Source organism: Aeribacillus sp. FSL K6-3256 (assembly GCF_037965805.1).
GTDB classification, from domain to species: Bacteria; Bacillota; Bacilli; order Bacillales; family Aeribacillaceae; genus Aeribacillus; species Aeribacillus composti.
The window spans coordinates 1,220,388-1,232,739 of the sequence record NZ_CP150188.1; the positions used below are offsets into that span (position 1 = coordinate 1,220,388).

A 12,352-nucleotide genomic window follows, 5' to 3' on the forward strand; every position below is an offset into this window, starting at 1 on the left:
GGGGAACGTATCGTGGGAAATGTAACGATTACGGTCAACGGGGGAGAAATAACCGCAAGGGAAAATCAATATCTTCTGCAGGCTTTGCTCGAACATGAAATGGATGTACCGCACGTTTGTTATCATGAAAGCTTGGGCGCAATTCAAACATGTGATACTTGTATGGTGGAAGTGAACGGGGAGCTTGTACGAGCCTGCAGCTACAAAGTCCAAGAAGGACTCGTTGTTGAAACAGAGACTTCTAAAGTAAAAGAATCTCAAAAATTAGCGATGGATCAAATTTTAAAAAATCATGAATTATATTGCACAGTTTGCGATAAAAACAATGGAGATTGTACAATCCATAATACGGTTAAAGCTTTAGGCATTGAACATCAAAGCATTCCGTTCCAACCAAAACCTTATGAAGTGGATTATTCAGGATCATTTTATCGATATGACCCAAATCAATGCATATTATGCGGACGCTGTGTAGAGGTGTGCCAAGATGTTCAAGTAAATGAAACATTGACGATTGATTGGAGCAGAGAGCAGCCTCGTGTGATCTGGGACAACGATGTGCCGATTGATCAGTCCAGCTGCGTAAATTGCGGCCAATGTGTAACTGTATGTCCGTGCAATGCCTTAATGGAAAAATCAATGTTAGGGGAAGCCGGCTTTTTAACAAATGTAGAACCTGGTACATTACGATCGATGATTAATTTGACGAAGGAAGTGGAAACAGGATACGGTTCGCTAATGGCCATCTCAGATACAGAAGCTGAGCTGCGCAAGGAAAGGATCAAGAAAACGAAAACAGTTTGCACATACTGCGGAGTTGGCTGTTCATTTTATATATGGACAAAAGACAGAAAAGTTTTAAAAGTTGAACCAACACCGGAATCGCCGGCAAACGGAATTTCCACTTGTGTAAAAGGAAAGTTCGGCTGGGATTATGTCAATAGTGAAGAACGGCTGACAAAACCGCTGATCCGGGAAGGCGACCATTTTAAAGAAGTTGAATGGGATGAGGCGATTCGATATGTTGCAAAACGGTTTAAAGAAATAAAAGATGCACATGGCCCTGATGCTTTAGGATTTATAGCTTCTTCCAAAGCAACGAATGAAGAATCGTATTTGCTGCAAAAATTTGCCCGTCAAGTGATAGGAACGAATAATGTTGATAATTGCTCAAGATATTGTCAATCTCCAGCAACGGTCGGACTATTTCGTACTGTCGGCTATGGCGGTGATTCAGGATCTTTTTCTGACATAGCTTCCTCTGATCTTGTCATCATTATTGGCGCCAATACAGGGGAATCGCATCCGGTTTTGGCATCAAAAATCAAACGAGCGCAAAAACTTTATGGACAAAAGCTGCTCGTGTTTGACTTAAGAAAACATGAAATGGCGGAGCGGGCCGATATGTTTATCAGGCCAAAGCCGGGAACGGATCTTGTTTGGCTGTCAGCTGTAACGAAATACATCATTGACCAAAATTGGCATGATGAAGAGTTTATCAAAGAACGAGTGAACGGCTTTGAACAATATAAAAGTAGCTTAGAGCCGTTTACGTTGGAATATGCGGAAGAAGTGACGGGAATTTCCAAGGACACGCTGATCAAGGTTGCTGAAACGATTCATCAATCTAAAACAATGGTCATTTGCTGGGCGATGGGAGTCACTCAACAGCAGCGCGGAAGTGATACGAGTACTGCCATTTCCAATTTGTTATTAGTGACAGGCAATTACGGCAAACCGGGCACTGGAGCCTACCCGCTGCGCGGCCATAACAATGTTCAAGGGTGCAGCGACTTTGGAAGCATGCCGAACTTTTTCCCGGGATATGAAAAGGTAGCGGATGAAAAAGTCCGCAGCCGTTATGAAAAAGCTTGGGGCGTGACATTGCCTAAAAATCCGGGAAAAGACAATCATCAAATGGTTAAAGCGATTCATGAAGGCGCTCTGAAGGCATTATATGTGACTGGCGAAGATATGGGGATTGTCGATGCCAATATCAATCAAGTCGGCGCCGCTTTTGAAAAGCTGGAATTTTTCGTTGTGCAGGACTTATTTTTAACAAAAACGGCCCAATATGCAGATGTTGTGCTGCCGGCCAGTCCAAGCTTAGAAAAAGAAGGAACTTTTACCAATACAGAACGCCGGATTCAGCGATTGTATGAAGCATTGCCGCCTCTTGGAGATTCGAAGCCTGATTGGCAAATTTATTGTATGCTGGCGAAAGCGCTGGGCTTCAATTGGGATTATCAGCACCCTGGAGAAATTATGGAAGAAGCGGCGTCGCTCGCACCGCTTTTTGCCGGTGTTTCCTATGACCGTTTAGAAGGATTTTCAAGCTTGCAATGGCCTGTTGAGAAAGATGGAACCGACTCGCCGCTTCTTTATGAAGATCGATTCCCGTTTGCCGATGGAAAGGCACAGCTTTATCCGCTTCAAGTCGATTATTTATATGATGTAGATGAAGAGTATGATCTTCACGTGAACAACGGGCGCTTGCTAGAGCATTTCCATGAAGGGAACATGACGTATAAATCACAAGGAATCAGCCGGAAAACCCCGAACGCTTTTATAGAAATTTCGAAAGAATTGGCTGAAGAACGCCGTATTCAAGAAGGAGCCATTGTCAAGCTTATTTCCAAATACGGCTCTGTAAAAGGCCCTGTTCACATAACGGATCGCGTGCAAAAGCATGAAATCTTTATCCCATTGAATGATACGGGCGAATTGGCTATTAATCGTTTAACAGGCAATCATGCTGACCGCGATACAAACACACCGGCATATAAAGAAATTGCCGTAAAAATGGTCGTATTGAAGGAAAAAGGAGACTCCCCAATTCGGCCAAACAACCATCGAAACGGAAAAAGAAATCCGCAAATTGGGGTCAAAGTAGAGAAGAAATGGGAGCGCAGCGATTACACGTTTCCCGGAAGCAAGGTGAAAATACATGGCTAAACCAATTACAACCATCAAAAAAATCGAAGTGTCACAAGAAGAAAAAAGAAAGCAAAATTTATTAGAAATCGAGCAAGCGTTAGCAGACAATAAAGAGGCAGTTTTAGAAGGCATAGCATGTTTACGGAAGCTTCACGATGCAGGTGTTCTGGAAATCGCCAATGCCCTTTTAGCGCGGAAAGATCAAGTACTAGAAAACGTGGTTAAGGAAGTCAGCAGAAAACCGAACATTGATGTTTTAAAAAATATCGTCAATCTGTTGATGCTGCTGGGAACAATCGATCTCGAAAAGCTGCAGGTAATGACGACAAGAATGAATGCTGGAATACAAGAAGCTGCGGCAAGCGTCAATAAAGAAGAAACAACTTCTTTTTTCCAATTGCTATCGGCTTTAAAAGATCCTGACATCAACCGATCGATTACTATGCTTCTTCATTTTTTAAGAGGAATGGGGAAATCTTGAAGGATTGGCAATAAAAGTGAAGCTTGAAAATTGCGAGGGAATGCTTTTGTGCCGAAAAACATCCTAATGAGTAAAGAAATTTGCAACCATTATGTGGAAAGGCAAAGCCCTTCTCATTCGAAAACGACTATTGCCTATCGTTCGTAAAGAAAAACTCAAGAAAAGTCAAAGCGGTCAATCATTCGGAGTTGACATAAAATTAAATATTTGTTATTAAAAAAATGATGATTAGCACTCGATTGATTAGAGTGCTAATTTTTATCTTAATTTTGCACATACGCTTTTTAGAAAGGAGAGGCGGTCATGGAAAAAAAAGAGTTTCAAGCCGAGTCGAAAAGGTTATTAGAAATGATGATCAACTCCATTTATACAAAAAAGGAAGTTTTTTTGAGGGAGTTAATTTCAAATGCAAGCGATGCGATCGATAAAATTTATTACAAAGCACTGACTGATGATTCGTTAACCTTTCAAAAGGATCAATACTACATAAAAGTTATTCCAAATAAAGAAAAGCGGACGCTCACAATCGTTGATACAGGCATAGGCATGACAAAAGAGGAATTGGAAGAAAATCTTGGTACGATTGCTAAGAGCGGGTCGCTCGCCTTTAAAAAAGAAAACGAATTAAAAGACGGCTATGACATTATTGGACAGTTCGGCGTTGGCTTTTATGCCGCCTTTATGGTAGCGGATGTTGTCACTGTCATCAGTAAAGCGCTGGGCAGCGATCAAGCATATAAATGGGAATCAAAAGGCGCTGATGGTTTTACAATCGAACCATATAAGAAGGAAGAGGTCGGAACGGAGATCATACTAAAAATCAAAGAGAATACTGAAGATGACAACTATGACGAATTTCTTGATGAATATCGGTTAAAACAAATCATTAAAAAATATTCCGACTTCATCCGCTATCCGATCAAAATGGATGTCAAAGTACAAAAACCGAAAAATGAGAACGAGAACGAATTTGAAGAGGTTGTTGAAGAACAAACAATCAACAGCATGGTTCCGATTTGGCGGAAAAATAAAAGTGAACTGACAGATGAAGATTATGAAAACTTTTATGCCGAAAAGCATTATGGCTTTGATAAACCGTTAAAACATATTCATATTAGCGTAGATGGGACGGTTCGCTATCAGGCGATTTTATATATTCCGGAAAAAACGCCATTTAATTACTATACAGCAGATTATGAAAAAGGGCTTGAACTGTATTCCAACGGCGTGTTAATTATGAACAAGTGCCCGGATTTACTGCCTGACTACTTCAGCTTCGTTAAAGGAATGGTTGATTCTGAGGACCTATCGTTAAATATTTCAAGAGAGATGCTCCAGCATGACAAGCAATTGAAAATCATTGCGAAAAACATTCAAAACAAAATTAAACGCGAACTAGAAAACCTATTAAAAAATGAAAGAGAAAAATATGAAAAGTTTTATGAAGCATTTGGCAGACAATTAAAGTATGGCGTTTACAGCGATTTCGGCGCAAATAAAGAAACATTGCAAGACTTGCTTATGTTCTACTCTTCAAAGGAGAAAAAACTTGTCACCTTACAAGAATATGTATCAAGAATGCCTGAGGAGCAAAAATATATTTATTATGCAACGGGCGATTCGTATGAACGAATTGAAAAGCTGCCGCAAACCGAGCTGGTTGCAGATAAAGGCTATGAAATTTTGTATTTGACAGAGGATATCGATGAATTTGCGATCAAAATGTTAATGACATATAAAGAGAAAGAATTTAAATCAGTCTCCAGCGGCGACTTAGGAATTAGCGAAGAAGAAAACAAAAAAGAAACTGAAAAAGAACATAAAGAGCTGTTCGAACAAATGAAAAGCATTTTGGGTGATAAAGTAAAGGATGTGCGAGCATCAAAACGGTTAAAAACACATCCTGTTTGTTTATCAACAGACGGCGAAATCACGATTGAAATGGAAAAAGTGTTAAATGCTATGCCGAACAGCCAAAACATTAAAGCGGAGAAAGTGCTTGAAATTAATACAGATCACGAAGTCTTTCAAACGCTAAAAGCAGCGTATGAAAACGATCAAGAGAAGCTGAAGCTGTTCACAAACATTTTATATAATCAGGCTTTGCTAATTGAAGGCCTGCCAGTCCAAGATCCTGTTGAGTTTACAAATGACATTTGTAAAATTATGGTTTCTTAAAAATCCAGGGCACATCTAGCGATTTGTCAAAGCTTGAACAATTTGCAGAGTTCAGCGCCACAACCGGAAAAACTTAGCTGGCTGAAAGGTGCACGATTTATAGATAAAGAAGCACAGAGAACCGATTGACTGATGCAAAAGAGCAGCAAGGCAGCAGCGGATGAATTTCGCAGATATGAAAATGAATGCTTGTTTTAGCTTTTAACGTATGGACATGCGCAAAATAATTAAGAAAGGCAAACCTGTCTTTCCGGCAGAGGCGGAAGGCAGGTTTGTTAATAGTTTGAGCTCTTTTGCAGCTAAGAGTTTTTTTTCAAATTCCTTTAACTCCCACTAGGATCGTTTGAGAAAGTTCGTTATACTTGGGGGAGAGAGGAGTTTGGTTATGCTATTTTTTGTTATATTATTTTTTCTTGGACTTTTCATATTTTTTTTAATAAAAGGAAGTAAAAATACAAAGGATGTAGCTGTTAAGAAAATCACAGTTCGCTGCCCCGATAGGAAAGCTTCTGCAAAGAATATAAAAATACTCCATCTATCTGATTTACACCTAGAAAACTTATCGATCAGCCCAAAGGAATTAGATGAGCTGATTTCAGCAGAACCAATTGATCTTATTGCACTGACAGGTGATTTTCTCGACCGGAAGAGAAGCATCCCAAAACTTTCCGCATACTTGGAAGTATTGAGAAAAACAAATCCAACGTACGGCACGTATGCTGTGTTCGGCAATCACGATTATGTTTTAAAGGAAGAAGACTTTGAAACTTTGAAAAAAATGCTGCAGCATTACGGGATAAAGACATTACAAAATGAGCACGTGACCATTCAGCTTGAAGAAGAATGCTTGAATATTATTGGAATTGATGATTACACGACAAACCGCAGTTATGTTCAAAAAGCTTTTCACGGAGTAGAAGAAGGAATGCGATTAGTGCTGACCCATGATCCAAGCGTTATTCTTGAAATGGAAAACATTCCGTTTGATTACTTGCTGTCCGGTCATTTCCACGGCGGACAAATCAATTTGCCAAAGCCGTACCATCTTTTTTACAAAGGCAAGCTTCCAAGAATGAACATTATTAAAGGACTCCATTACCATAACGAGCGGCCGTTTTATATTAGCGAAGGCCTAGGACAAACAGGAGTGAACATCCGAATTGGCAGCCGCCCTGAAATTACGTTTCATCAATTTTCATAGTATTTTTAACATATCTCTAAAATTGTAATGTTAAGATTGTGAAATTTTCCCTACTATGTTGAAGATGATTCAATAGCTAAAGCAGGATGAACTCCTGCTTTTTTCTTTTTGCAAAAAAGAGTTTATTTTCTTGTATCTTTAATAAAGTCAGCTTTCCGTTTATTTGTTATTTATAAAAGGTTAATCACAGAATCTACTAAGATCCATATTTGCTAATAACTAAAGTTAAATTTACGCTTTTCCTCTAATAGAAATGCATGAATCGATGAAAAAATATAAAGCAATCACACCTTTTGCTCCCATTGTAAAATTGAATAAACAATACTTGCTGCTTTTCCATTGTTCAGCGTGTTGATCAATCGGAATTTTCAACGATCTTGAGTTCACAAAAAATTTTTTGTGAGCGCTTATTAGTTTTTTAACTTCATCCTTTCATTCGTTTCTCCGGTTTTTTTGTAGATGACTTTATTTCTGAACGCCTATAAACATGGTATACTCTTCCTATAAGGAGGCGGAGAAAAGATTTTTTTCACGATTGGGGTATTTAATGGAGAAAAAGCAAAAACTATTTCTAATCGCAAGCTTTAGCAGGAGCTTTAAAGGGAGAAAGTAAAGATTTCAAAAATATTTGCGGCTGCAACGTTCTTATTGCCGTTTCCCTTTGAATTGGCTGGTGATTAAATTTGTCGCCTTCTTTTTACATAGCGACGCAGTCATTGAAGCGATGACAGAAGAAATGATTTAGGAACGGAGGTTTTTTAATGCTGCCAAAAACGATCGAACAATTGGATCAAATTCGGGAAGAATGCCGTAAATTAGTGAATAGACGTTCATCTGTTTCTGCTATTGCTGCAGCTGTTCCAATTCCGGGTATTGATGTGACCGTGGATGCTGCACTTGTGAAAGATCTGCTAAATGAAATTAATCAAAAGTTTGGTTTATCAAAAGAGCAAGTTGATCAATTGGATGCGAAAACAAAAGAGCTCATTATCGTACTGGCAACTTCATTAGGAAATGAACTCATCGGAAGAACAATTGGCAAAAAATTGGTGCTGAGCTTGGTGAAAAAAGCTGCAACCCGGATGGCGGCAAAACAGACGAGCAAACTTATTCCTCTCATTGGAATAGGGGTTTCGGCCGGGATCAGCTTTGCAACGATGAAATATTTAGGAAATAAACATATTGATGATTGCTATAAATTAGTTAAACAATATATCGAACAGGAGGCGTCATCAGAAAATTTTGCTGCAAAATAGTGAGTCTGGTTAGCTGCAATATTTCTAACAATAACCCCCAAAAAGCACTGATGATGATTAATTCAACTAGATAAAACCTCAGAGTAAATAGGATTAAAGCAATGATAAAGCCCCCATTGCTTAAAGGGGGCTATTGTTGAAGAGAAGATTTTCGATCGTGCTCCAAACTTTTCGGCTTTCTGGCAAAACGATGCTGTACAAAGAGGCAATATAAAACTAAACCTACCAACACATAAAGCGAAGTGTAAAAATATAAAGATGTAAATCCAGTAAAGACAACAACTGCTCCAGTTAAAAACGATCCGAGACCGATGCCGATGTCGAAGATCGATAAAAAGGTGCTGAGAGAAGCCGCTCTTCTCTGTGGAGGGACAATTTGTATAGCCATTGTTTGGAAGCTTGGAAACAAGGTTCCCCATCCAAGACCGATAAATACTGCACTTAACAAATAGATGAAGGATGTATTTGCCATGCTCAATATAAATAATCCGAAGGCAAATGAAACGATACATGGGATAACAATGACATTTGCGCCGTATCGGTCAAACCACCTTCCGGTAAACGGCCGGGAAATGAGCAAAACGATTGCATACACGACGAAGAATAAATTCGAGCCGGCGCCAAGGTTCATTTTTTCCGCAAAAACGGAGACGAACGATAATACAGTCGAATAAGCAAAAGCTAAAAAGGCAGCAATCAACGCAATGCGGAATGCTGATACCTCTACAAGTTTTTCAAAGCTGAAATTCACTTTGAAAAGTTCTCTTTTATTTAGTTTTGGCTTCATTTCATGCAGGTTAACTATTCCCCCGGTCAAAAGCGCCCCAACGGAACAAATAAGGGCAATGACGAGCATGACAAAAGAACCCCAATGATCTAACGAGGTAAGCCCTAAAAATGGTCCAATCACCATGGCGACATTGGAAGATAAAATAAAATATCCCATTCCTTCTCCTTTTTTCGATTCCGGCACGATATCTGCCACAATCGCCCCTGTTGCGGTTGTCGCGATCCCGAAACCGATTCCATGAAGAAAACGAATGATCAATAATAAGACAATTGAACTGACAAATAAATAAGAAATAGAGGCGATCAGGAAAATGACCAAGGAAATAATCAACATTTTTTGTTTTCCAAGCTTCTCCATAAATTGGTCGACGAACGGGCGAGTCACGATCGCAGCAAATAAATAAACCATTGCTATTAAGCCAGCCTCAGCTTCGCTGCTTTTTAAATCTTGAATGACAAAGATCGGCAAGGTGACCAGCAAATAATAATAGTTTATAAAAAGAAAAAAATTACAAATTGAAATACTAAAAAAATTTTTCGTCCATAATTTTGCTTCTTCCATATTTGTCCCTTCTTTGAAAAAAATCATTTTTTCAGACTTTTTAAACAACAAACTAATTGTACACCTTTTTTAAAAAAAATAAAAGAATCGTGCAAATGGTATGAAGAAAGCGGTGAAACGAAGGCTATCCATTGTTTTTCACCGCTTTCTATTAAAATATTTTTTATAAGTTCAAATTTTTACGTCAGGCTTCTCTATTCATATATTAATTGATTTGTTTAGTCGTTTTGTCATAGCTATAAAGGAAATCGGCCACTTCATAGTCTTGCGGAGTTCTTTGTTCAAAAATAGTGTTTCTGAGCAGTGTTGCAACAGGATCTTCAGTATGAAGAATTTCACCCCATGTCCGAGCGCTCGTTTGTACTTTTGCTGTACGCGGCAGCCGCTCTTTCTGAAAATCGGCGAATGCTTGCTCATAGCTGTCCGGATATTTTTTGAGCATATCTGCAAGATAAGAAGCATCTTCAAGCGCCTGGCAGCCTCCTTGAGCTAAATATTGCAGCATAGGATGAGCTGCATCGCCAAGCAATGTAACCTTCCCTTTTGTCCAATTGTTAATTGGCAGCCTGTCATACATCGGCCAGCGAATTTGCCGTTGTATAAATGTTAAGGCATTTTTCACATCCGGATGGCATCCTTTAAATCGTCTGTCCATTTCTTCAGGTGTGCCCCAATCATCGGAATTTGCCTTATAATTGTAAGATTTAAACACGACCACTTGATTATAAAGCTCTCCGCGTCTTACTGGATATTGTACTAAATGCAAATAAGGGCCGATCCACATGACGACATCGTCTAAGTTTGCGTTTGAAATTTCGGAAATCGGTATGGTTCCTCTGTAAGCAACATATTCAGAGCAAATGGGTTCGTCATCAACGAAATATTTTCTAAGCTTTGACCAAAGTCCGTCTGCTCCGATGACGGCATCAGCCGTGAACATTTCTCCGCTTTGGCTGTAAACAGAAACAACGTCATGTTCTTGCTTGACAGTCTCAATTGTTTGGTTGTTTTTGAAGCGGACCATACCTGTTTTCTTGCAAGCTTCAAGTAAAATTCGGTGGAGATCCGAACGGTGCAAAACGAGATACGGATGTTTGTATCGGGCTTTGAATGCTTCGCCAAGGTCCATTGCTGACAACTCTTTTGCCGTATAAACATCTTTTAGCACAAGACGTTTTGGAAATACAGCAACTTTTGAGATTTCCTCCATGACTCCAAATCGTTTCAGCACAGCGGTTGCATTTGGTCCCAATTGAATGCCTGCTCCGACTTCACCAAACTGAGGAGCTCTTTCCAAAACTAATGAAGTTTTTCCGGCTTCCGCTGCCGCTAGAGCAGCCGAAAGACCGCCTATCCCCCCGCCGACAATGATTAAATCTGTTTGACTGTTTTTCATATATTGATCCCCCTTATTAGAATGAAAAATGAAATGAATCGACAATTGCTTCAAGTTCACTTTTTACAAAATTCAATTTATAAGGCTGGTGTAAACTATCTTTTACTTCTTGATAACCGTTTTGACTGCTCAAACGTCGAATTTTTTCAAGTATTGGCAAATCATTTGTTGAGAATAAATAGCTTTCCTCTTCTGCAACGTGTTCATGCCACGACCAGTTCGGGACAACGGAAAAATCTCCTTTTTCCCAGTTAAATCGAGTGCCGTCAATGATCGTATAACGGAGCATGATAAATCGATGTGTGCATATGTCTATGGGCGTTCGAATGGAACCCTTTCGGAAGCTTTTGCATCCATGCAGCAATAGTCGGGAAAATTGTATGGCCTAAAAGCATTCCTTAGGCAATACATTTTGCTTAAATTTTTAACGGCGCCTACTCTTGATCTGTGTAATTTAGAAAACGTGACTAACGAAAAAGTTGGAAGCGCATTCAATGTTTTGAAAAATGGTAGTGTTAGCCTTTCACTTTTGGATCATAAAATCCACTATTAGATAACATTGTTATTTAATAATAAAAATAAATAAATATTTTAAAATTGTCAACTTTAATAAAATAAAAATTTTTCAGTTATTTTATTGTGTTTGATTTTTTCAAAGTTCCTTGTTACATTCATGTTTATAAAAGAATTTGGATATTGGGTTAAAAAATGGATTAAAAGGGGAAGAGAAATGCAGCAGCAAAAAAACGTACAAATCATTCAATCGTTGCAAACTGGCGTGCAAATTTTAGAGATTATTGCAAACAATGATCATCCGTTAAAATTTACGGAAATTCAGGAGTTGTCCGGCATTACAAAAAGCAACCTCTATAAATATTTGAACACATTGACGCAGCTTGGATTGTTGTATCGGGATAAAAGACATGGAACATATTCATTGGGAGGAAAATTTATTCAATACTGTTCGGCTGCAATTGGAAGCAAAGATGTGATCGGCAGGGTGACGCCGTACTTAAGAGATATCAGCCGCTACACAGCCCAAACATCGCTGCTTACAGTTTGGACGCATGAAGGGCCGGTTATCGCAAATATTTGGAATGCCAACTACGGTCTAAATATCGGAGCGCAAATTGGAACACGGCTGCCTTTAATGTCTGCCACAGGGAAAATTTTCGCTGTTTTCAACAAAACGCCTGAAATTGAGATTAAGGAATGGAAGTTAAAAGAGTTAAGCAAATTGACGGAAGAACAACGGAAGGAATTTGAAAAGGAGCAAGTTGAAATTGAAAAAACGTACTTTGCTTACGCAGCAGAGCCTTTAGTGGAGCACGTTTCGTCATTTAGTGTGCCGATTTTAGATTTTAATCATGATCTTGTAGCCTCCATAACATTGGTAGGCTTCACGAAGCTGATCCCGCATAAGCCGACGGATGAAGTGAGCCAATACGTCATAAAATGCGCTCGCGAATTATCTGAATCCTTTGGATTTAAAAGCGGGAAGTAGCTTTCTAGCTGGAAAGCTGCTTTTTTATTTTTAATTATTAGAAAATAA

General features: G+C 39.0%; 8 protein-coding genes and 1 pseudogene. 6 read left to right on the forward strand and 3 right to left on the reverse strand.

Translation table 11 applies throughout. The annotated features are described in order from the left end of the window. The first annotated feature begins 9 nt into the window (after nt 1-9). The 5 genes from fdhF (at nt 10) to NSQ84_RS05985 (ending at nt 8,053) form a co-directional block, all read left to right on the forward strand. Nucleotides 10-2,955 carry a formate dehydrogenase subunit alpha gene (fdhF, locus tag NSQ84_RS05965; protein WP_144597505.1) on the forward strand — a complete coding sequence of 982 codons (2,946 nt, stop codon included), beginning with the start codon at nt 10-12 and terminating at the stop codon, nt 2,953-2,955. Continuing rightward, complete coding sequence (locus NSQ84_RS05970; RefSeq protein WP_063386390.1) at nt 2,948-3,418, forward strand: DUF1641 domain-containing protein; 471 nt, start codon at nt 2,948-2,950, stop codon at nt 3,416-3,418. The genes fdhF and NSQ84_RS05970 overlap by 8 nt, the downstream gene beginning before the upstream one ends. Nucleotides 3,419-3,721: 303 nt before the next feature. Next, a complete protein-coding gene (gene htpG, locus NSQ84_RS05975) occupies nt 3,722-5,596 on the forward strand; it encodes a molecular chaperone HtpG (protein WP_339212383.1) in 1,875 nt (624 codons plus the stop codon). A 385-nt stretch (nt 5,597-5,981) separates the two neighbouring features. Continuing rightward, nucleotides 5,982-6,797 (forward strand): metallophosphoesterase, encoded by an 816-nt coding sequence (locus tag NSQ84_RS05980; RefSeq protein WP_327874004.1) that lies wholly within the window; start codon nt 5,982-5,984, stop codon nt 6,795-6,797. 761 nt (nt 6,798-7,558) lie between these two features. Further along, nucleotides 7,559-8,053, forward strand: coding sequence for a hypothetical protein (locus NSQ84_RS05985; RefSeq protein WP_327848182.1), 495 nt, complete (start codon nt 7,559-7,561; stop codon nt 8,051-8,053). A 130-nt stretch (nt 8,054-8,183) separates the two neighbouring features. Here NSQ84_RS05985 and NSQ84_RS05990 read toward each other — a convergent pair whose 3' ends face one another. The 3 genes and pseudogenes from NSQ84_RS05990 to NSQ84_RS06000 form a co-directional block, all read right to left on the reverse strand. Then, a complete protein-coding gene (locus NSQ84_RS05990) occupies nt 8,184-9,404 on the reverse strand; it encodes an MFS transporter (RefSeq protein WP_311067095.1) in 1,221 nt (406 codons plus the stop codon). A 205-nt stretch (nt 9,405-9,609) separates the two neighbouring features. Beyond that, a complete protein-coding gene (locus tag NSQ84_RS05995; protein ID WP_327874002.1) occupies nt 9,610-10,800 on the reverse strand; it encodes an FAD-dependent monooxygenase in 1,191 nt (396 codons plus the stop codon). 16 nt (nt 10,801-10,816) lie between these two features. After that, nucleotides 10,817-11,171, reverse strand: a pseudogene (locus NSQ84_RS06000) (hypothetical protein); the annotation flags it as partial. A 359-nt stretch (nt 11,172-11,530) separates the two neighbouring features. Between NSQ84_RS06000 and NSQ84_RS06005 the strand changes: the two are divergent. Then, nucleotides 11,531-12,304, forward strand: coding sequence for an IclR family transcriptional regulator (locus NSQ84_RS06005; RefSeq protein WP_063386385.1), 774 nt, complete (start codon nt 11,531-11,533; stop codon nt 12,302-12,304). Nucleotides 12,305-12,352: the final 48 nt, after the last annotated feature.